This is a genomic window from Brevibacillus panacihumi W25 (genome assembly GCF_000503775.1).
In the GTDB taxonomy this organism is placed as follows: domain Bacteria; phylum Bacillota; class Bacilli; order Brevibacillales; family Brevibacillaceae; genus Brevibacillus; species Brevibacillus panacihumi_A.
Map to the genome: position 1 here is coordinate 152,390 of NZ_KI629785.1, position 19,831 is coordinate 172,220.

The window sequence follows — 19,831 nt, forward strand, 5'->3', positions numbered from 1 at the left end:
CCGCTCCATACCTTCTTTCCTGTTGTAGCATATTTCAAGCAGGATGAAAAGAAAACGCTGCCCCCGACGACCGGAAGCAGCGCACTTGTCAACTCTTATACGTTTATATTGCCCATCTCTACATCTGCAGAAAAATGGGCTTGGGCTGCATCGAATACATCTTCTTCCGACTCAGCAGCAATTTTGAACATCGTCACGACTTTTCCGCCGCTGCGAACCTGCACGTTGTACTGCGAATCCCCGTCATAGGTAGTGGCAAAATAATACTCTCTGCCATTCACATTTATCTTGCGCTCCACAGTGGACACCTCCTACCATAGTGTGCGCAGGAGGCATCCCTTTTAGCCAGCAAAAAGCTTAAACCGGGGAAAACTGGGACAGTACCGCAGGTTGGCGGATTTGTTCACCTGACGGCAAGCCTACGATCAAGGTGCCGGAATCCTCCGTTTCAGACGGTTCCCACTTGATGGTGAACACCTGCGGAGTAAAGGCATCCTCTTCATCCAAAGTCTCAAGCATAGCTCGCAACGTATCTGCCGTCATGGGCACCGGTATGCTGCTTTTCTCCTCATCGGGGATGGACAACCACTTCGGAGCATCCGCAAAATACTGTACGGTATCAAGCAACAAGGATACCTGCTGCCAGTTGAGCGGGGAAGTGAATGCTGCAAATGGAACTGTCATGCTAACCTCATCCTTTTTTCTCACCGGATTCATCTGTAAACAGGCTGATTTGTTCTTCCGGTTTTTTCCCGGAAGCTGTATCAGAAGCATTGCTTTCCTTGGGTTCATCAGTAGGCAGTACCGTTTCATAGGCAATCGATTCAATGCCGCCTTCGATCACGGTTCGCCCGATTCCTCCCTGCTCGTTGATACTGACCTGATCCACCGGTACGGGTTGCCACTCGTTTTGTTTGGTCAAGGCGTACATGGTCTCATCTACACTGATCGCAAGCAGTTGGTGAGGGCTCGTCTTTCTTTTGCGAATCAATTGCACGCCTTTTCCTGCGCGTCCTTGCAGCGGAATATCAGCGATTTTCGTACGCTTGACCACACCGTCCGCAGTAATGAGCGAAAATACGCGTTCGTCCTCTGCCCCGACTGGCATAAAGCTAATCAGCTCGTCTTCCTTCGCCAAGGTGATTGCTTTCACGCCGCTGGAAGCACGCCCTGTGGCTCCTACCTCTTCTGCGAGGAAACGTATGCCCATGCCATCCCGGGTCGCTCCCAAGAGAGCGCCCTGTTCGCCACTAACAAAAACTGTGATGAACTCATCGTCAGCCGACTTCAGCTTGGCTGCTACCAATGCACTGGAGCGGTTTGTCTCATAATCTGCCAAGGCCGTTTTCTTGATCAGTCCGCTGCGGCTGACATGGTAGACGTACAGGGGCTGCTTGAAGTCTTCGACAATGGCGAACCCGACGATCCGCTGCGTCTTTTCCAGCGGGATGACATTGACCACTGCCGATCCAATATCCTTCCACTTGTCATCCGGGAAGGAATTGACCAGTGTAGCGAAATATTTGCCGTCCTGGGTAAAGAACAATGCGGTATGGGAGGTGTTCGTCTCCACAAAGTGGCGCACCCTGTCCCCGTCCTTGACTCCGCAAGTCTCGATCGTTCCTCCCATCGACTTGAAGGAGCGCGGGCTTGTCCGCTTGATATAGCCTTCATTCGTCAAGGTCACGATGCAGTCCTCTGCGTTGATCTGCATCGCGATATCGATTTTGATCTCCTCGATTTCGCCCTGGATCTCGGTCCGGCGCTCTTCGGCGTATTTCTTCTTGATTTCGTTCAATTCGGCTGTAATCACTTGAATCAGTTTTTTCTCGCTGGCCAGGATTGATTTCAGCTCCTCGATCTCTTTCGCCAGCGTCGCCAGTTCCTTTTCCAGCTTGATGATGTCCAAGCGAGTCAAGGAAGCGAGCTGGATGCTGAGAATCGCATCGGCCTGGATCTCGGTAAAGCCGTACTTCTCCATGATATTTTTCTTGGCATCCGCACGGTCTTCGGAATCCATGATGGTATCGACGATTTGCCGCAGAATGGATTTGGCTGCGATCAGCCCTTCCACGATATGCTCGCGGTGCTGCTTTTTGTCCAGATCGTATTGGGAACGGCGCGTCACGACTTCCTTCTGATGGTCGATGTATGCCCCCAGAAGCGCCTTTAGTCCCATCTGGCGAATCGTTCCCTCATGGATGACGTTCATGTTGTAGTTGTAATAGATTTGCAGGTCGGTATTTTTAAACAGATAGTGGAGAATCGCCTGTTCATCCGCTTCCTTGCGAATATCGACGACGATGCGCACCTGTTTTCTGTCCGCTTCTTTTCGGCCTGTTTCATCGCGCACTGCCAAGGCCCCTTCGATTTTTCGCTCCATGACCAGCTCATCGATTTGGGCGACCAGCTTGGACTTGACAACTTCGAACGGAATCTCGGAAATGACGATTTTTTTGACCTTGCCACCCTTCGGCTCCTCGACATGCGTCTTGCCGCGGATGATGAACTGACCCCGTCCGGTCTCAAACGCCTTGCGGATTCCAGATACCCCCTGGACGATTCCGCCAGTCGGAAAGTCAGGACCCTTGACGTGCTTCATCAGCTCATCCAACGAGATATTCGGGTTCTTCATCTGTGCGATCGCGGCATCGATGACTTCTCCCAAATTATGTGTGGGTATATCTGTCGCAAACCCAACTGCGATCCCTGCCGCGCCATTGACCAGCAAATTGGGAAAACGAGAAGGCAAAACAGCAGGCTGCTGTGCCGAATTGTCGTAGTTAGGAATAAACGTGACCGTATCCTTTTCGATGTCGCGCAGCATTTCACTCGCAAGCGCAGACAGCCGGGATTCGGTATAACGCATGGCTGCAGGAGGGTCGGCATCGAGGCTTCCGAAGTTGCCGTGACCCTGAATCAGCACCTGGCGCATCTTCCACCACTGCGCCATGCGGACCATGGTTTCATAGATTGCCGTATCGCCGTGAGGGTGATAGGTCCCCATCACATAACCGACTGTTTTCGCCGATTTGCGGTACGGTTTGTCATTCGTGTTTCCTTCCTGGTACATGGCGTACAGGATGCGTCGCTGCACGGGCTTGAGCCCATCGCGGGCGTCCGGGATCGCGCGGGAGAGAATGACCAGGTTGGCATAATCGCCAAAGCGCTTGCCCATGATCTCTGCAAAGCTCTGCTCGATGATTTGATTGGACAACATCGTTATTCATCCTCCCCGACTTCAAAGGTGACATGGCTCTCGATCCATTCGCGGCGCGGAGGCACTTTATCGCCCATCAGGACGGTGACGAGCTTCTCGCTCTGGGCGAGGTCTTCGATCTGTACTTTGATCAGCTTGCGGGTTTTCGGATCCATCGTCGTCTCCCACAATTGATCTGCGTTCATTTCACCCAAACCTTTGTAGCGCTGCACTTCTGCCCCGCGTCCCAGACGCTTGATCGCCTGCTCCAGCTCTTGATCGCTCCAGCAGTAGATGGATTCGGCGCCTTTGCCCTTGCTTTCTTTTTTCACCTGATAAAGCGGCGGCTGGGCGATGTAGAGGTGGCCTGCTGCGATCATCGGCCGCATGTAGCGGAAGAAAAAGGTGAGCAGAAGCGTCTGGATGTGGGAACCGTCGACGTCCGCGTCAGACATGATGATCACTTTGTCAAAAGCGCAGTTCTCGATCGAAAACTCTTCGCCGATGTCCGTCTCCAAAACTTCGAGAATGGTCCTGAATTCTTCATTGGCCAACACTTCGGACAGCTTGGCTTTCTCCGTATTGAGCGGTTTGCCTCGCAAGCTGAACAAAGCCTGGAATTCGGAGTCGCGCGCTTGCTTGGCGGAGCCCCCCGCCGAATCTCCCTCGACCAGGAACAATTCATTTTTCTTCGGGTCTTTATACTGTGGCGGCGTAAACTTCTCGGATATGGACTTGCGCTTCTTCGCGGATTTCCCTTTTTTGTCCCCGCGCAAGGCTTCGCGCTGCTTGCGCAATTCTTCGCGTATTTCTGCCGAACGCAGGGCCTTGTCCACCAAGAGCTTGCCGATCTCTGGATTCTCCTCCAGGAAAAAGCCAAGTTTTTCCGATATGACCTGCTCCACGATGGTTCGCGCTTCTTCATTCCCCAGCTTGTCCTTGGTCTGCGACTCGAACTGGACATCCGCCATTTGCAGGGACAAAACGCCAAGGAACCCTTCGCGCAAATCATTTCCTGTCAAATTCGGGTCTTTTTCCTTCAGGTATCCCTTCTTGCGGGCAAACTCGTTGAAAATTCGGGTTGTCCCGTTGCGAAACCCGGTTACATGCGTGCCGCCATCTGTCGTGACAATCGAGTTGACATAGGAAACCAGCGTTTCCGCATAGCCGTCGTTGTACTGGAAAGCAAGCTCCACATACACATTGTCCTTCTCGCCTTCAAAATAGACGATTGGATGCAGCGTTTGCTTGCCTTCATTCAAATACTCAACATATGATTTCAACCCATCTTCAAAATAGAACTCTTCCCGCTTCTTCTCCGGTCCGCGTTCGTCAATCAGCACCATGCGCAGCTTTTTGAGCAGAAAGGCTGTTTCGCGAAAACGTTCGCGGATCGTTTCATAATCAAAGCGGACCGTGCCGAACACAGCTTCATCCGGGAGAAAACGAACGGTTGTCCCTGTTCGCTTCGTGCTGCCTACGATTTCGAGGTCAGTCACGGGCTTCCCGACATGCTCGACTCCCTTGTCGTCTACCACATACTCGAACCGCTGCTTGTGAATTTTGCCTTCCCGGTGGATCTCCACCTCGAGCCATTTGGACAAGGCTACTACGACACTGGAGCCAACGCCATGCAAACCGCCGCTTTTTTTGTAGCCGCCGCCGCCAAATTTGCCTCCCGCATGCAAGGTAGTAAAAATGACCTCAGGTACGGGACGGCCCGTTTTGTGCATGCCTATCGGAATTCCCCTGCCATGGTCTTCGACACTGATGCTGCCATCCTTGTACAGGGTGACGATAATGCTGTCATTGGCTCCCGCCAGCACTTCGTCCTTGGCATTGTCGACGATTTCCCACAGCAAGTGATGCAACCCTCTGCTTCCGGTGGAACCTATGTACATACCAGGCCGCTTGCGGACGGCAATCAAGCCTTCCAGGACCTGAATATCATCTTCTGTATACGTCATTTGGAGTGTATCTGCTTCCTTCAATCGCGCTCTCCCCTCTGCCATTTGCAACTTCATCGTACTTCCAGGACAAGGCAGCCTTCTTATCGGCCAGCCTCGTTCCTGATCCCCTGCTGAATAAGATCACCCTATACATATCGGACAAAAAAAGCGAACACTTAATCGCTATTGTACCGTATGCGTTTGAATGTATTCAACTTCATCCCTTTTCCTTTCCCTAAACAGCCCCTGAACTTCTCCTGCTTGGCTGCTGTGCAGTCGTGGTTGACCCAAAAAGCCACCTCACCCTAAGCGAGATGGCTGACGCATAGTGATTGGATATCGAATGACATCGTATAGTGTAGCATTCGTGGTCAGGCTGGGTCAAAAAGAACGGCCTGCCTGTTCCTGCTTTCTATACCCCACTAATTCTTCCAAATCGACATAATACCTTCCCGAATCGCAGGTTTGTCCCAATCCGATTCTTCTGCAAGCATCGGTACCGCTCGCCGCCCCCAGCATGATGGATGACGCCAATTGCGGCCATGTCAAAATTGTGGAGCCCACCTCCTGAAGCGACTCTTTCAGCCGTGAAGACATCGTCTCGTAGCCTACGATTTTCAAGACATGCGGGATTTTCTCCTGGTTGCTGAGGTTTTTGAGTACCTCCATGTCCATTCCTTCCAGCAGGCCATGAAAGATGGGCCGCTCCGGCTCCAAATCAAAGCGCTCGACATCGATCATTCCCCTGTCGCTTGTCTCCATGACAACGGGAATGCCCATCTCCCTCGCTTTGAATCGAATCAGCATCTTCACATCCAGACTGTCGCATTCGTCCAGTACCAGATTCAGTTTGCCGCCTTCCGAAAAAAAGTCGTCGATGTTCTCTTCGGTTATTCCCTCTTCATAGCAAATCACCTTTAAAAATGGGTCGATTTCCGCAATTGCTCTGGCAGCGATCACCACTTTCGGCACGCCCAATTCGTGGACGCCTGCTCGTATACGATTCAGATTGGATAGCTCCAGCGCATCAAAATCAGCCAGGCGCAATTCTCCTGCAATTCGTTCCATCGCCAGCGTCATGGCGATGGAGTGGCCGACCGAAAGTCCGATCACCCCGATTTTTTGTTCCCGCAGGCGAAGCTGTTCTTCAGCCGTGATTTTATTGCGATTGCGATTGGTTCGCACAAAAGTGAATGCTTCTTCATCCAGCAGATGAACGAGGAGTTGTTTCCAAGGATAGTACACCCATACCCCCAGCTCTGCCACATCCTTCTCCCCGATCTGCCGCTCCACCTCCGCGCTGAGCTCTTCCGGCGTCCATCTTCGGCCGGGCTGCATCGCCTTGACCCATTCCTCCAATTGGCTAAGATACGTGTCCATCACTTCCAGATGGGGAATTTTCTCCATCAAGTCATGCATTTGCTCCTTATCCTGCCGATTCGCGAGGCGGAAAAAAAGCGGAGTATAAGAATAAGGTTTTTCTCCTTCTCTTGAACGAGCAATGGGTATCGTCATCGAATTTTGCACAATCTCATCCCCTCATCCTTGCTTCCTTGCTTACAGGACGACTTTTTGACCTTTTACTTCCTTGACCAGAGGCTTGATGCGAAAATCGAGTTTATACACCGCTGGCTGTTCCCGAACAGGCCGATCTGGTTTCCAGTATTTGCTGAAGGAACGACGCATTTTGTCATGTGCCTCCGAAGCAATCAATTGCGACTCCGGCATGTCATGCATTACGAAGCCGCATCCGACCATATAGCGTTTGACATGCGGCGGCATAATCACGAAGCTTGTCCGGTATTTGCGGCTTTTCAAAAAGCGGAAGGCTCCCCGCAGCAAGACGCGAAAGAGATGCCGCTTGTGCAAGTCCAGCAAAAGCCTGATCTCCTTGTCCAGCAATGCGACTGGTACGTCCAACAGCGGGTGGTAGGAAAATCGGGAGAATTCCACTGCGCGGACATCTGCTTGCTGCCTGGTAAAAAGTTCGAAGCAATCCAGTTCCTGATCCATCAGCACTCTGACACTCACCAACGGCAGCATAACCTCTCCTATTTGCTGGTAAACAATAAAAACTTCTGTCCTCTTTTCACTTTCGGAGGCAATATCTTCGTAGGTGAGTTGATCATGCAGGTAATGAAAGTTATAGCTGCAGTTGACGATGTCCTTGATCGTCTGCTGCAATGCCTCATCCTCACGCCCCACCCGCTTATAGACATAAGCTTTCGCATCCAAGGAAGATTCAGCAAACGGCGCTTCATGTTTCGTCAGTCTCGTGTACATATGCAGGAGTTGTTCGTTGCGAAAGGCAGGTGGGGGGACGTTCAGTAAAGCTTGTAAAGGGATCGTAGAACAATGACTGGTGGCAAACGGAACTTCATACGGCTCATGCACAATCGTCCATACAGAATGTGAAGGCATGTTTTGCATTCCCTCCGATACGTACTTTACGAAAATCTTTCTTCAGATTTACTTTAAAGTTCAACAATTTCCTATCATTTCCTCCATATTTGTACATTTTTTACCATTTATGTTATGGGCGGTTCGGGTAAATCTAAGAAGGCACGATGCAATGATCGACATAAGGGGGATTTTTATGATCAGCGCTACCAAACCGTTCGTCAAATTTCATCGTTACGACCAGGAACTGGTATCCGATATTCAGGCGCTCAATTCATCCGGCTACCACAAGGATGACATCTGGGTCATCAAATGGAACCCGGACAAGAACCACTCGAATCAGCGAAACAATTTCTATAAATTCAGCACCCATTTCGAAAGTGCAGTCGGGGATATTGACAGCAAGGCTCACTTTTTTGACAACGGTGGAGAAGAGATGCGAACTCGCTTGGAAAAGCTGGGGTTGACCAAAGACGAGGCTTCGGCACTTGTGAGGGAATTGCAGGAGACGGACTACACATGCTTGCTGGTCGTCCGAGATTTGAAGGATAACATCATCAAGATGCACAATTGAAAAAGCAGCTACAAAAAAGTCACTGCTTGGAAACGAGCAGTGACTTCCTACTATTATTCGTCTTCTTTGATCAATTCGATGCCTTCCAAGACCTCGTTCAATTTCTCGTAAACAGCATTTTCTTCGTTTTCTTCCAATGGAACGAGTTCACCTTTATCGAGCTGGAATACGAAGATATCCACTTCTTCTTCCAATTCTTCTTCCTCTTCTTCATCCTCGATCGCTTCGACCAAGGCAATATATTCTTTACCGTTCAAGTCAAACATGGCAATTACCTCAAAATCGCCCAACGGTTCACCATTTTCATCATCAAGAGTAAAAATATCGCCCAATTGGAGGTCTTTATTTTCTTCCGTCAATGCGTTCACGTCCTTACGATGGAATTGTCTTTTCGACTACATCATACCGTTTTTTTCCGGTAGACGCAAACAGGCGAATGGGGTCATGGTACTGGCAATCTTACTTCAAAGGTCGTGCCCACTCCCACTTTGCTGTCAACACTAATATTCCCCCCGTGGTGCGAGATAATTTTAAAACTGACCATCAGGCCCAAACCCGTCCCTGACTCTTTTGTCGTATAAAAAGGCTCTCCCAGCTTGGCGATTCTGTCTTCCGGTATCCCGCAGCCCTGGTCCTGAAAGGAGATGACAATCGTCTCTTCCCGTCTGACGCTAACCCTGACTTCCCCACCATTCGGCATGGCTTCGATGGCGTTTTTAAGCAGGTTGAGGAATACCTGCTTGATCTGATTTTCTTCCGCATTGATACACGGCAGATTCGGCTCGTATTGCGTAATAATCTGGACATTATTCATGATGGCGTGCGTTTTGGCGAGCGCAATGATATGGTCGAGCAGAGGCTTGATTTCACAGAGGCGGTGAACGACCGCCTGGGGCTTGGCAAGGACAAGAAATTCGCTGATGATAAATTCGATTCGGTTCAGCTCCGAGAGCATGATCGAAAAATATTCCTGTTTTCCCCCATGCGTCTTCAAAAGCTGGACAAACCCTTTCAAAGAGGTCAAAGGGTTGCGGATCTCATGGGCCACTCCCGCCGCCATCTGGCCCACCACAGACAGCAATTCTGACTTGCGCACCATTTCTTCTGCTTGCTTGCGCTCGGTCACATCCTGCAAAATGCCGATGACTGCAGGCTTGCCCTTGTACATGCTGGTTTTTTGCAAGACTTCCACATCGATGACTCTCCCATCCTTGCACAAACCGCGAAACGGGTAATGCAAATTCCTGCGGTCTCCATCCATCCGCAGCCTCTGATGCTCTCTTATCGTTTCTCTTCCTTCGGGGACTGCCAGCTCTGCCGCCGTCATCGTGACCATTTCTTCCTGCGTATAGCCGAACATATCGGCCAAGCGAGGATTGACGTAGACAAATCCCTCCTGCTCGACAAACGCGATGTACACGCCTATCAGGGTGTCTTCTACAAGACTGCTGTAAAGCTCCTGCGCTTCCAGCAATTGCTGCTCGATCTGCTTTCTCTCCGTGATCTCCGTGCAGGACCCTATCACTTCACGGACCTTTCCGTCAATGTGGACGGGCGAAAGAATCGTGTGAAAGACTCTGCCGTCTCGTTCCGATTCGTATTCGACAACTTGTCCATTGTATGCCTTTTCAAACAATGGCATGAGCCTCGTTGCATCCTCCAGCAGAATGTCTTCAATCCGGTCCCCTTCTAATCCGAACTCGCTGGCAATCTTGCCCACGGACAAGGTTACGACATACTGTCCTTCTGCATCACGGGAATACTTAAAGATTTGATTATGCATATTCTCCACTGTCCTTAACAATTCTTCCGCAATAGGAACCTCACTGAGTCCGATTGTGCGCGTTTGCAAAGATCATGCACCTCATTACCCGATAAAAGATTACGGACAATATTCACCATTCTGGATAAATTTCCTCTTTTTGCAATTAAATATCCAAAACCTGGACATACAAAAAAACAACCCGCCTCAGGCAGATTGTCTCGTGTCACTACTCGTTATACTCTTGCAGGACTCCTTTTTCCAGCAGAAATGCCTCTTCCGCCTGCAGGATGGCGATGATCGCATCACGCTTTACATACTGGCCTGCCGAAGCAAGTCTGCTCTCGATGAAGCGCAGCATTTCTTCAAAATCAATGATCTGTACCTCTTGATCATTCACGACTGAAAACCTCCCTTGTACACGCACTTTCCCCATTTTACACGATCAAGCCGCGACTTCCTAGCTGGACTTCACCTTTCGTACATCGTTTTTAGTCTGCGCAGGCCGCGGTGTGATATCATTTTCACGCTTGATTCTGTTTTTCCCAATACATCGGCAACCTGACTGATTTTAAGCCCAGCGTAATAGCGCAAGAGAAGAACATCTTTTTGACTGCAGGATAACAAGTCGATCCGTTCACGCAGACAGCTCATCTCCTCGCTCGTCAAAACCTGCTGTTCCGGCTGCCAGGTCTCATCTGTTTCAACGTCCAGCCAATCCTCCAGATCGACGGGAATATCCCTTTTTTTGCGAAGATAATCGATGTACGTGTTATGAGCGATGCGAAAAATCCAGGAGGCAAACGGATACGTCCGGCTGTATTGCCCGAACTTTTCCCACGCTTTCATAAAGACGACCGTCGTCAGATCATCAGCATCCCACGGATTTCGGACACGGGAAAGCAGATAGTGATTGATCCGGTTGAAAAACGCGTCGTACAGTTCACAAAATGAACGGGCTTCGTAATAATCCGAGACCAAGCTAGCGGTTGCCGATGGGCGGGCAGTAGTTTGTATTGCAGTTCCCATCATGGTTTCTTCCAACTCCCAAATTTCATCTCGCCAAGCATGAGAAATCTCCCATTTCTACTATAACTTGGTTCTACGAACGAGAGCGGAAAAAGTAACAAGATTTTACAAAAAATAATTAATCTTTATTTTTTCAGCGCCTTACCCAATTCTGCGATGATGTCTTCTGCCGCTTCAATTCCTACTGACAGACGGACCAATCCCATCGTAATCCCCGTAGCTTGGCGCTGTTCCTCGGAAAACGCCCTGTGCGAGGTTGTTACTGGATGAGAGACAGAGGTTTCGACTCCGGCCAGTGAAGGGGCAAACGGAATCCAATCCAGATTGCGGTAAAAGGAATAGATCTTGCTTTCATCCTGCAGGCAGAATGAAACCATCGCCCCTTGTTTGTTTCGGGTAAAGAAACGGGTGTCCGCCACGCTCGGGTAATAAACGGTAGACACGGCTGGATGCGCTCTTAAAAAAGCGGCTACCTGACTTGCATTGTCGCATTGCCGCTCCATACGCAATGCCAGTGTTTTGAGGCCGCGAGCAGTCAGCCAAGCCTCAAACGGACTGAGGGATGCACCGTAATTGACGACGATTTCCCTAGCCCTGCTGACAAGGTCTTTTCTGCCGACAAGCACTCCGGATGTAACGTCGCTATGACCCCCGATGTATTTGGTGGCGCTATGCACGACGACATCCGCACCGAATGCAAAGGGCTGGACAAGATACGGCGTCGCAAACGTATTATCCACCATAACGGTCAAGCCGAATTGTTTGGCCTGTTTGATCCAAAACGGCATATCCACGACGCGCAACAGCGGATTCGTGATGGTTTCCAGGAAAAACATCCTCGTGTTGGGACGAATAAAAGGTTCAAGCGATGTCTGCTCGTTCAGATTGATGCATTCCAGCTCGATTCCCATGCGCGAGAGCTCCTTGCTCATCAAAGCGTAGGTTCCCCCGTAAATCTCATGGGAAGCCAGCATGTGATCGCCTGGATTCAGGACGGCCAAAAGTCCCGCCATGATTGCTCCCATGCCAGATGCTGTACTTACTCCTTCTTCTGCTGCCTCAAGCTTTGCAATCGCATCAGCCAGCTCGGTCGGATTGGGATTGCCGTTGCGTGTATACAAATACTCGCCCTCGCCGGCATAATACTGTTCGACTTCCTCCAGGCCGTTGAAAGCGAAAACAGAGGTTTGGTAGATCGGAGTCGTTTTGCTTTGAGCGTGTCGCAATGGCTGATGTCCGATATGTACCGTCTTCGTCTCGAATCTTTCACTCATGTCTTTCACCCCTGTCACTTTTCCTTACATCATATCACGAAATCAAAACAGGAAAATAGATGATTGGCATTTTTAAAATAGATTTGCTATAATTCAAAACCGTAGCTCCCTCATAGCAAAAAGGCAAAAGGAAGGTGCATGAGATGAAAAGACTGTTTCCTGCTATTCTCGCATGTGTGACGGCAATTGCCCTGGTAACAGGCTGCTCCAGCAGTAGTGAAGAGGGCCAACCTACCCCTCCACCTGCTCCGATTGCGAAGGAACCTGTGTCCAAGGAGCCGGCTCAGCCGCCAGGACCGACAGGTGAGAAAAAGTACGACAAAGCGCCAGAAATGCAAATTGACAAAAATAAAGACTACCAAGCAACGATTTCGACTAGCATGGGGGACTTTACCATCGACCTGTATGAAAAGGACGCTCCTATCACAGTCAATAACTTCGTTTTTCTGGCGAAAGACAAGTTCTACGACAACCTGACGTTCCACCGCGTCCTGAAGGACTTCATGATCCAGACAGGAGATCCTCTCGGAACAGGGATCGGCGGTCCGGGGTACAACTTCGAGGATGAGTTGAATAACGGCCACAAGTACGAAGTCGGGGTTGTCGCAATGGCAAATGCCGGCGCCAACACCAACGGCAGCCAGTTCTTCATCGGTTCTGGCAAGGATGTAGAAGGACTTGAGTTCTCACCTAACTACACAATCTTCGGAAAAGTAACGGAAGGCCTTGATGTCGTCCAAAAAATCGCTGCTGTTCCCGTAAAACCGAACTCGCAAGGCGAGAAAAGCGCTCCGGAACAACCTGTTACAATCAAGACTATCACCATCATTGAGAAATAAGGTATGCCAAAGAAAAACACCACTTACCTGTGGTGTTTTTCTTTTTTTGTCAAATAAGGATGTAAATTACTTGTAAATAGTTCTTTGGAACCAATTACCTCTTGCGCCGATTCTTTTTTCCCACTACACTTGCCAATGACCCGATTCGCTTCCGCATGTATAAGCAAAAAGCGAAAAGGAGTGGTTCCTAGATGTTTCCACGCGAGGCGCAGATGCGCTTTTTCTTCTATATCAACAGTATTGGTTTATTGCTCTTATGCCTGTTTGTTACACCGACAAGTGCACAAGCACCGAAGGCCTTGTCTTTGGCAGGACCTAGTGATCCAGCTACTATGGATTCTTTGAAAACACCCAAAACCAATTCTACGACTCTTCACGCCTCCCAATCAGAGCGAAAAGCTGTCCAGGTCAGCCGCGGAGATTCCCGTACACGTACAGTGAATCCACATGGGCATGCCAGAATTACGGAGCGTGAAATGGAACTGCTTGCCCGGTTGGTCTATGCGGAAGGCCGGGGAGAACCGTACGAGGGACAAGTGGCAATTGCCGCTGTTGTACTGAATCGGGTATCATCCCCTCAATTTCCTGACACGGTTCAGGAGGTTATTTTCGCTCCGCGTGCATTCTCTCCTGTACGAGGCGGAAAATTGCCGTTCAAAGCGAATGAGAGTACACGAAAGGCTGCGCGTGAGGCGGTAGCAGGTGCAGACCCTACCAATGGCTCTCTGTATTTCTTCAATCCGAATACGGCCACATCGGAATGGATTTGGTCTCGCACCCAAACGGTGAGAATTGCCAACCATATATTTGCTAAATAAATTTAACAATACTTTATTTTATTTTAATGCATGTTTTACTTTTCTCTGTTATGATTTCACCATAAGCTCTTTTTCAACGCATTGAGAAAACGTTTGATGTCTGGTTTCGGCCAACATGAATCATTACCGTATGCATGAGTAGATGCTCGCATTCTGTGTATGCATACGGTGATGAGGTCTCGATTCGCATTGGTTTTGGGTGAGAGCAAAACCATTGTCATCGCATCAGATTTTTTCTCAATCGCCCCCAATTGACTCTGGCCTTCCTAACAGGAAGGCCACTTTTTTTGCTGCAGACATCCGCCATCGACGGCGCGTTTGGCAATCCGTCGCCTTTTCCCTTGTCTTTTGCTACAATATAAGCTGTGGAAGGGAGGTTTATACATTGCGTCTTTACAGTCAAATGACCCTGGCAGAGCTGCAGGAGGAAATGGAACTCCTCCGCCAACAAGCGGCAGAGAAGAAAAAGGCAGGCGACGAGTCCCAGTTCGCCATCATCCAGCAAAAGTATTTCATGGCTAAATCGTATTACCTGGGAACGGACGAATTCCGAATTGGGGGTACATACAGCGTTGCTGACCATGACCAGCCCTTTACCATTGATTATTTTAACGGCGTGTTCGCCTGGGGGCGCTTCCCCGATTCCGACGAACAGACCGGTTTCCCTGTAGGCATGCTGGAAGAATGGCACTAGCCCTTCGAAAAAAGCAACCGACCCAACTGCGGGCCGGTTTTTTGGTTCGGATATCCTTCCGCCCTTTTCCTTCAAGGCAGGGGAGCGAATGGATATACTATAAAAAAACAGAAAGCAGGCTTTTTGTCCATGGATCTCATCAATCTCGTCCTACTTGTCCTGCTCGCATTCGGGGTGGTAGGAAATAACACAACCGTGTCCATTGCTGTCGCCGTCCTGCTCCTGTGCAGATTGTTGAATTTGGAAAAAGCCTTTCCCATTCTCGAACAGTACGGATTGCAAATCGGCATCATCATTTTAACAATCGGTGTGCTTTCACCGCTGGCAAGCGGCAAAATGAAGCCGGAGAGCTTCCTGGACCTCTTCACGCATTGGCAATCGATCCTGGCCGTCGTTGTTGGCATCGTCGTGGCTTATCTTGCCGGCAAAGGAACATCCCTTATGACCGCCAATCCTCTCATCGTCACCGGATTGCTCTTCGGGACGATCATCGGGGTCACTTTTTTCCGAGGTATACCTGTAGGTCCCCTCGTAGCTGCCGGAATACTGGCTTTTGTTTTGCAATTTTTCCCAAAATGATTCTGTCTATGATACACCCCAGCGCTCTTTCACCTGCAAGCCGTAGGCGAGAATCTGCTCGGGGGTAACCAAACGAAACCCTTGCTGCGGTCGGTAATCCACTTTTAGTTGAGTGGAGCCGATGTAGTCAAGGGTTTCTTTGTCCATCACGAACGTAAAGGAACCGACATGCAGGAGAAGATCATCTGGCAATACCTCGTCCCACCAGAGGAAATATTCCACATTCATGCCGCAGCCACCCACCAGCTCCCCATTGATTCGGATCGTCTTTTCTAACGCTTTGGGTGTAGTCCGCAAGCGCTCCATGGCTTCCGTTGTCACTGTTAGTTCCATCTTTTACTCCCCTTTCTCAAACACATTTTAAAAATCGGATGCATCAACTGTTTCTTCTTCGCATACAATGCTTGAAAGGCAACAGAAAGGACGATTTTCTATGCATATCTACGAACAAGACGGCATCTACATCGCCGAAACCGAATACCAATCGGAACAGGTCGTAATCTTTGGAAACACGTGGGAAGAGGCAAAGGAAAAACTACTGGTTCGCTTACTTGTACTCGAGATGATTGGTTAATATAGAAAGGCGGGTCATTACCAGGACCTGCTTTTTTTCACCCTGACCGATTAACCTGACTACAGATGGCGAGGTGCGACTTCACGATCATGTCTGTAACCACTCTCGATGGACAAGCACTGGCAGCCGAGATCAGACGGCAAACCGCTTTGGCTAATCGCAACAACGTGACCCGAACACAAGCCTACCTTCAGTTTTACCGCGAGCACGAGGAGGTTCACTGGGCTTTGCTGGCTCATCTCGTCTCGCGAAATGGCGGCTGGAATATGACAGACCTGCAGGGAGAGTGGCTCCCCCGGATCATGGATCCCGCTTCCCGCAACGCCTACTTTTGGTTTTTGGAACGATGCAATTGGCTGATCTTTCACGATGCGTACGCCCAGCTTCTGCTCTATGCGGAAATGAAACGAAGTGGAAGAGATTTGACCAACCTGCTCCCTTCCTTGCATGTATCCTCTTTTATGCAAGGCTTCTGGCAGGACTTTTTGACGTCTGGGGACAGTGCACGACTGACACGGGCCTTAATCGTCAATGAGCAGCAATATATCGAACAACGTGTGGTTCGAAAATCCTTCACGTATCATCGAATCTTCTCCACGCTCGCCTTTTTCGCCCAGTCTCAGCTTTCCCTAAACCAGACTCTTTTTCCCTATAAAGCGCATCCGACCGATCGCCGATTTCAGCTTGTCGGGATGAACGTGCATGATTTTCCCGAGATCAACCAGCGCATTGCGATTGGCAAAGCCTTGTACAAGCTGTTGTACGAAGACAAAAAAAGGCTCGATTCCATCCGGGAATTTGCCTTTCGCATTCCACATACCGGCTCCAGGGCGGATTATTGGCCGCATCTGTTTACTCCGGTCGAGCTAGCACAACGAGAGGCTTCGCTATCTGACAACAATGCCTACTCGCTTCGGCTGCACAAGGATTCACTGCGGGAAGGAGCTCCCAAACTATACAGTCCTTTTTTGCACAAGGCTTGGCCGGATACCTCGCACGATCCGGCGGACGGAGTCGACTGGTATCGCGATCCGCGTTGGCTCTCCGTAGTCGACGAACCGATCGAACTGCCGAGCATTGCCACGGAAGAGTACGCACGGGCGCTCCAGTGGATCGATTATGGAGTCAAGATCGTCTCGCTTTTTTCCTGACCGAACAAGATCCGCTCCACCCATTGGTAGCATCGCTCCAGCTCTTCATCGCGAATCAGCTCGGAGCGATGCTCAAAGACGATTTTTACGTGCGGATTTTCATCCCGGATGATGTTGAGGTAGCTCTCGATAGGAGCCCAGCCCTCTTCCGGCAGGCATTGCGGCAGGGCGGGATAGTGGTTGTGCTTCATCTCTTCTCCCTGGACCTGCATCGTCCAAAGGTGAATCGTTTCCGCATATTTGGCGAACTTCTTCAGTACTTTTCGGGCATCAAAATACGGGTCGATTCGCTCCTGGACGTACAGTCTTCCCGTATCCAGACAAAGGCGTATGCGCGGATACTTTTGCAGCAGCTTTTCCACAATCGTCGTGTCATACACATAGCGATTGCAGGCATCGAATTCAAGCACGGGAGTGAAGTGAAAAGCCTCGCTCTGCCTGGACAGCCAGGAAAACAGCTCCTCGCTTTTCTCGATAAATGCCTCCAGGGGATAGTCGCTCTCATAGACGTAATCCCGTTGATCCGCGAAGCGCCATCTGTCCCACTTGACCCTGTTATCCAGAATGACCGGCTTGGGATAGTGGAACAAAACGTAGGAGGGCTTCACCGACCGCAGGTATTCCAGCTCTAGCGCAATCTCTGCATAAGCTTGCTGTCTGGCCTGCTCATCCAAATCCATGAAGAGAGCGTCACGAAGTATCCCCTGCTTCGCCCGCAGCGGGTAGTGAATCCCGATGGCAAAATTGTTGGTTTGTGCTTCCTTCACCAATGTGCGAATTCCTGCCTCGTCAGCAAACAGGCAGGCTTCGATGCCATAAAAGCCGGTTTTGAAATCCCGCTCATATTTCTGCCAATCAAAACCACCGTACTGACCGATTAAAAAACGCTTCATGACCTCCCGCCTTTCATCCTGCCCCTTTTACTTCCCATCATGGGAAACGACGAGAAAAGGCGTCAGCTCTCCATCTTCCCAGTAGAACGGCAATAAAGAGATCGGGACCTCTCCCTTTGAAGCAAAATCATACGTCAGCCTGGCTAACAGATGGGCTCCTGTCTCCCCAACCATATCGGCGACAATGAGAACATCCTGGTGTGGGATCGAGACCCCCAGGGAATCTCCCGTTTTTTTCGCGTCAAAATCGCGCAGCAGATCGTCCAGCAAGATCCGGCTCGCCGCGTAGCCATCCGTCGGGCTGATAAAATGGATGAGGTTATCCCCCACCGATTGGCTTTTTACAGAAAAAGGTAGTTTCTTCAGATTTTCCATCGCGTGGTGATGCAATTCCTCCGGGGTCCATCCGGCTTCCGTCAGCATGTGAGGCTCGATCAGCAGATAGCCCTTGTCCATATCCAACGCGTACAGAATAGCGGTATCGGCCGTATGCGGCTTGGACACCCAGCGCTTCGGCTGCTTTTGTACCAGGCTTGCATGGCGTATAACGGGGTAGACACGGTTTTGTTGCCCACTTACTGTCACGGGGCTCCTCTTTTGTTTGCTGCTAGGGTCCTTCGCTTCGCTCATTTCGCTGCCATCCTCCTTTCTTACTCCCAAGGCGGCTTGTCCGTATCCCCAACCTGTTCGGATGCGGGAACAGCAGGAATCGTCTGCCCTCCGCCAGTCCGGCTCCCCCGGGATTCAATCTCCCGCACAATCTCTGCCAATTCCTTGGGTTTGACAAATTCCACTGGAGAGACCCCTCGCTCGAACTGCAGCATTTCTCCCTCCAGCAGCACCAGATAACGACCGTTTACCTTGGCAATATGCAGACTCGATCCATAATCTGCGAGCAAGGTGCGAATCGTCATGTGATCCAGCTTGAATTTCAGTTCTACTTCGGGCTGGCGATCCGTAATGATCTGCATGGCTTCCATCACCGTCTCATGCTCCCATTTTTCCGCCAGCTCTCGCTTGGGACTTGCCGCGATCAGTTCGATGGCTTCTTCCTCGCGCAGCCGTTCTTCCGTCTCTTCCGGATAGGTGAAGGCAATATGCTGTCTCGCCAGGGAGATCACTTCTTCGGAGACCAACTGCGGAACCGATTGCGGGTATTCGATGAAACGCAGAAATTCCTCAAAGTAACGAGCGTGAGAAAACTGATGAATCTTTACATGATAGGGGTCATTCATCCCTGATTCAATCATATACGGATACATGATCGATTTCATGTTTTTCGCGTTGATGGCCATTTGCACATTGGCAATCAGACTTTTTTCGTCGGTAATGACGGCTGTTTTTTGTTCAAAATCGCATTTGAGGATAAACACGTACCGTTCGTCCAGCAGCTCCAGACGCGTCCGCACGATGATCAGCACGCCTCCCCTCACCTGCGAGGTGCGCAAATACGACTGAACCAGCTCCTGGCAAGGCTCTTTGCTCTCTGCTGACGTGTCTGCCTGGACTAACCGCGAAAGCAGCGCGTAGTTGGGGTTGGAATCAAGCGGATGGCCCGGCTCGAGGACGAATCGCCCCAGTTTCGTCGGGGTGCCGTCGCTGCGCGGATTTTCTTCCACTTTTCTCTTGGCGATACGGGCAAATTCACCGTCCAAAAAGTCGCGAAGTTCGCTCTTCTCGTACTCATCGGGATTCAGATGCCTCGTCATTCTCACCAGTTTGGGAGAGTCCTCACTCTCCGGCTGCTCGATCAAATAAAAGGACAACCAATCTATATGAAATTTCATCATCATTTCGCTCCTGTCTTTACTGCAACGAAATGATTATATCAAAAGGCGCGCATGCGGTCAGGCTTTTTCAGACAAAGAAAAGAGCGGAGCGCGTCTGCCGTGATTGATTCACCGCATCGCTCCGCTTTTTACCAAATAGCTACTCCGAGATCGGCTCCTGTTTGGCCTTCTCCATCATGTCCTTGCGTTCATTGGCTTCGCTACGAAGCGTCTGACGCTCCTGCTTCGTCAACACCTCGCCGCCGACAGGACCGTTTACCAGCAAGTCTTCTTCATGCAAACGATCTTTGCGCATGGTTCCCTCCA

General features: G+C 50.3%; 23 protein-coding genes. 7 read left to right on the top strand and 16 right to left on the bottom strand.

Annotation, left to right across the window (positions count from 1 at the left end; genetic code table 11):
* Positions 1–95: 95 nt before the first annotated feature.
* From T458_RS41625 to T458_RS41650, 6 genes are all read right to left on the bottom strand, one after another.
* Positions 96–299 (bottom strand): hypothetical protein, encoded by a 204-nt coding sequence (locus T458_RS41625; protein WP_023556994.1) that lies wholly within the window; start codon positions 297–299, stop codon positions 96–98.
* A gap of 58 nt (positions 300–357) precedes the next feature.
* Positions 358–684, bottom strand: a complete 327-nt coding sequence (locus T458_RS41630) for a hypothetical protein (RefSeq protein WP_023556995.1) — start codon at positions 682–684, stop codon at positions 358–360.
* Positions 685–691: 7 nt separating this feature from the next.
* Positions 692–3,220, bottom strand: a complete 2,529-nt coding sequence (gene parC / locus T458_RS41635) for a DNA topoisomerase IV subunit A (protein ID WP_023556996.1) — start codon at positions 3,218–3,220, stop codon at positions 692–694.
* Positions 3,221–3,222: 2 nt separating this feature from the next.
* Entirely contained in the window at positions 3,223–5,223 is a 2,001-nt protein-coding gene (locus T458_RS41640; RefSeq protein ID WP_023556997.1) for a DNA gyrase/topoisomerase IV subunit B, read from the bottom strand.
* A 306-nt stretch (positions 5,224–5,529) separates the two neighbouring features.
* Entirely contained in the window at positions 5,530–6,663 is a 1,134-nt protein-coding gene (locus tag T458_RS41645; RefSeq protein WP_031305803.1) for an Rv1355c family protein, read from the bottom strand.
* 42 nt (positions 6,664–6,705) lie between these two features.
* Positions 6,706–7,569, bottom strand: coding sequence for a hypothetical protein (locus T458_RS41650; RefSeq protein ID WP_023556999.1), 864 nt, complete (start codon positions 7,567–7,569; stop codon positions 6,706–6,708).
* A 175-nt stretch (positions 7,570–7,744) separates the two neighbouring features.
* Between T458_RS41650 and T458_RS41655 the strand changes: the two genes are divergently transcribed.
* Entirely contained in the window at positions 7,745–8,122 is a 378-nt protein-coding gene (locus T458_RS41655) for a YflT domain-containing protein (protein WP_023557000.1), read from the top strand.
* 53 nt (positions 8,123–8,175) lie between these two features.
* Here T458_RS41655 and T458_RS41660 read toward each other — a convergent pair whose 3' ends face one another.
* The 5 genes from T458_RS41660 to T458_RS41675 all read right to left on the bottom strand — a co-directional run bounded on the left by T458_RS41660 (position 8,176) and on the right by T458_RS41675 (position 12,187).
* On the bottom strand, positions 8,176–8,481 hold the full coding sequence (locus T458_RS41660; RefSeq protein WP_023557001.1) for a DUF1292 domain-containing protein: 306 nt from the start codon (positions 8,479–8,481) through the stop codon (positions 8,176–8,178).
* An 83-nt stretch (positions 8,482–8,564) separates the two neighbouring features.
* Positions 8,565–9,974, bottom strand: coding sequence for a PAS domain S-box protein (locus T458_RS41665; RefSeq protein ID WP_023557002.1), 1,410 nt, complete (start codon positions 9,972–9,974; stop codon positions 8,565–8,567).
* Positions 9,975–10,113: 139 nt separating this feature from the next.
* On the bottom strand, positions 10,114–10,284 hold the full coding sequence (locus T458_RS56070; protein WP_023557003.1) for a hypothetical protein: 171 nt from the start codon (positions 10,282–10,284) through the stop codon (positions 10,114–10,116).
* Positions 10,285–10,355: 71 nt separating this feature from the next.
* A complete protein-coding gene (locus T458_RS41670; protein WP_023557004.1) occupies positions 10,356–10,913 on the bottom strand; it encodes an RNA polymerase sigma factor in 558 nt (185 codons plus the stop codon).
* Positions 10,914–11,038: 125 nt separating this feature from the next.
* Positions 11,039–12,187, bottom strand: coding sequence for a trans-sulfuration enzyme family protein (locus T458_RS41675; protein WP_023557005.1), 1,149 nt, complete (start codon positions 12,185–12,187; stop codon positions 11,039–11,041).
* 143 nt (positions 12,188–12,330) lie between these two features.
* Here T458_RS41675 and T458_RS41680 point away from each other — a divergent pair, with 143 nt between their 5' ends.
* The 4 genes from T458_RS41680 (at position 12,331) to T458_RS41695 (ending at position 15,117) form a co-directional block, all read left to right on the top strand.
* Complete coding sequence (locus tag T458_RS41680) at positions 12,331–13,026, top strand: peptidylprolyl isomerase (RefSeq protein ID WP_023557006.1); 696 nt, start codon at positions 12,331–12,333, stop codon at positions 13,024–13,026.
* A 191-nt stretch (positions 13,027–13,217) separates the two neighbouring features.
* Positions 13,218–13,844: a cell wall hydrolase gene (locus tag T458_RS41685; RefSeq protein ID WP_023557007.1), complete on the top strand. Its 627-nt coding sequence runs from the start codon at positions 13,218–13,220 to the stop codon at positions 13,842–13,844.
* A gap of 385 nt (positions 13,845–14,229) precedes the next feature.
* The gene (locus T458_RS41690) at positions 14,230–14,538 is read left to right on the top strand and encodes a YfhH family protein (RefSeq protein ID WP_023557008.1); all 309 of its coding nucleotides are present in this window, start codon (positions 14,230–14,232) and stop codon (positions 14,536–14,538) included.
* A gap of 129 nt (positions 14,539–14,667) precedes the next feature.
* Complete coding sequence (locus tag T458_RS41695; RefSeq protein WP_023557009.1) at positions 14,668–15,117, top strand: DUF441 domain-containing protein; 450 nt, start codon at positions 14,668–14,670, stop codon at positions 15,115–15,117.
* A gap of 6 nt (positions 15,118–15,123) precedes the next feature.
* Here T458_RS41695 and T458_RS0128875 read toward each other — a convergent pair whose 3' ends face one another.
* The gene (locus tag T458_RS0128875; protein ID WP_031305805.1) at positions 15,124–15,450 is read right to left on the bottom strand and encodes an iron-sulfur cluster biosynthesis family protein; all 327 of its coding nucleotides are present in this window, start codon (positions 15,448–15,450) and stop codon (positions 15,124–15,126) included.
* 100 nt (positions 15,451–15,550) lie between these two features.
* On the opposite strand from T458_RS0128875, the gene T458_RS57205 reads away from it, so the two are divergent.
* Both T458_RS57205 and T458_RS41700 read left to right on the top strand, forming a co-directional pair.
* The gene (locus tag T458_RS57205) at positions 15,551–15,691 is read left to right on the top strand and encodes a hypothetical protein (RefSeq protein WP_023557010.1); all 141 of its coding nucleotides are present in this window, start codon (positions 15,551–15,553) and stop codon (positions 15,689–15,691) included.
* A gap of 89 nt (positions 15,692–15,780) precedes the next feature.
* A complete protein-coding gene (locus T458_RS41700) occupies positions 15,781–16,842 on the top strand; it encodes a DUF2515 family protein (protein ID WP_031305807.1) in 1,062 nt (353 codons plus the stop codon).
* On the opposite strand, the gene T458_RS41705 is transcribed toward T458_RS41700, so the two are convergent.
* The 4 genes from T458_RS41705 to T458_RS57210 all read right to left on the bottom strand — a co-directional run bounded on the left by T458_RS41705 (position 16,809) and on the right by T458_RS57210 (position 19,820).
* Complete coding sequence (locus tag T458_RS41705) at positions 16,809–17,735, bottom strand: hypothetical protein (RefSeq protein ID WP_023557012.1); 927 nt, start codon at positions 17,733–17,735, stop codon at positions 16,809–16,811. The genes T458_RS41700 and T458_RS41705 overlap by 34 nt on opposite strands.
* Before the next feature lie 27 nt (positions 17,736–17,762).
* Positions 17,763–18,365 carry a DUF1444 family protein gene (locus T458_RS41710; protein WP_023557013.1) on the bottom strand — a complete coding sequence of 201 codons (603 nt, stop codon included), beginning with the start codon at positions 18,363–18,365 and terminating at the stop codon, positions 17,763–17,765.
* A gap of 20 nt (positions 18,366–18,385) precedes the next feature.
* Positions 18,386–19,522 (bottom strand): DUF3900 domain-containing protein, encoded by a 1,137-nt coding sequence (locus tag T458_RS41715; protein ID WP_084568034.1) that lies wholly within the window; start codon positions 19,520–19,522, stop codon positions 18,386–18,388.
* A gap of 142 nt (positions 19,523–19,664) precedes the next feature.
* The gene (locus T458_RS57210) at positions 19,665–19,820 is read right to left on the bottom strand and encodes a hypothetical protein (protein ID WP_023557015.1); all 156 of its coding nucleotides are present in this window, start codon (positions 19,818–19,820) and stop codon (positions 19,665–19,667) included.
* Between the last annotated feature and the right edge of the window lie 11 nt (positions 19,821–19,831).

Excerpts from the sequence above, each read along its gene's own strand:
- T458_RS41630 (WP_023556995.1), bottom strand. The coding sequence starts at position 684 with ATGACAGTTCCATTTGCAGCATTCACTTCCCCGCTCAACTGGCAGCAG.
- parC (WP_023556996.1), bottom strand. The coding sequence starts at position 3,220 with ATGTTGTCCAATCAAATCATCGAGCAGAGCTTTGCAGAGATCATGGGC.
- T458_RS41640 (WP_023556997.1), bottom strand. The coding sequence starts at position 5,223 with ATGAAGTTGCAAATGGCAGAGGGGAGAGCGCGATTGAAGGAAGCAGAT.
- T458_RS41645 (WP_031305803.1), bottom strand. The coding sequence starts at position 6,663 with ATGACGATACCCATTGCTCGTTCAAGAGAAGGAGAAAAACCTTATTCT.
- T458_RS41650 (WP_023556999.1), bottom strand. The coding sequence starts at position 7,569 with ATGCCTTCACATTCTGTATGGACGATTGTGCATGAGCCGTATGAAGTT.
- T458_RS41655 (WP_023557000.1), top strand. The coding sequence starts at position 7,745 with ATGATCAGCGCTACCAAACCGTTCGTCAAATTTCATCGTTACGACCAG.
- T458_RS41670 (WP_023557004.1), bottom strand. The coding sequence starts at position 10,913 with ATGGGAACTGCAATACAAACTACTGCCCGCCCATCGGCAACCGCTAGC.
- T458_RS41675 (WP_023557005.1), bottom strand. The coding sequence starts at position 12,187 with ATGAGTGAAAGATTCGAGACGAAGACGGTACATATCGGACATCAGCCA.
- T458_RS41680 (WP_023557006.1), top strand. The coding sequence starts at position 12,331 with ATGAAAAGACTGTTTCCTGCTATTCTCGCATGTGTGACGGCAATTGCC.
- T458_RS41685 (WP_023557007.1), top strand. The coding sequence starts at position 13,218 with ATGTTTCCACGCGAGGCGCAGATGCGCTTTTTCTTCTATATCAACAGT.
- T458_RS41695 (WP_023557009.1), top strand. The coding sequence starts at position 14,668 with ATGGATCTCATCAATCTCGTCCTACTTGTCCTGCTCGCATTCGGGGTG.
- T458_RS0128875 (WP_031305805.1), bottom strand. The coding sequence starts at position 15,450 with ATGGAACTAACAGTGACAACGGAAGCCATGGAGCGCTTGCGGACTACA.
- T458_RS57205 (WP_023557010.1), top strand. The coding sequence starts at position 15,551 with ATGCATATCTACGAACAAGACGGCATCTACATCGCCGAAACCGAATAC.
- T458_RS41700 (WP_031305807.1), top strand. The coding sequence starts at position 15,781 with ATGTCTGTAACCACTCTCGATGGACAAGCACTGGCAGCCGAGATCAGA.
- T458_RS41705 (WP_023557012.1), bottom strand. The coding sequence starts at position 17,735 with ATGAAGCGTTTTTTAATCGGTCAGTACGGTGGTTTTGATTGGCAGAAA.
- T458_RS41710 (WP_023557013.1), bottom strand. The coding sequence starts at position 18,365 with ATGAGCGAAGCGAAGGACCCTAGCAGCAAACAAAAGAGGAGCCCCGTG.
- T458_RS41715 (WP_084568034.1), bottom strand. The coding sequence starts at position 19,522 with ATGAAATTTCATATAGATTGGTTGTCCTTTTATTTGATCGAGCAGCCG.
- T458_RS57210 (WP_023557015.1), bottom strand. The coding sequence starts at position 19,820 with ATGCGCAAAGATCGTTTGCATGAAGAAGACTTGCTGGTAAACGGTCCT.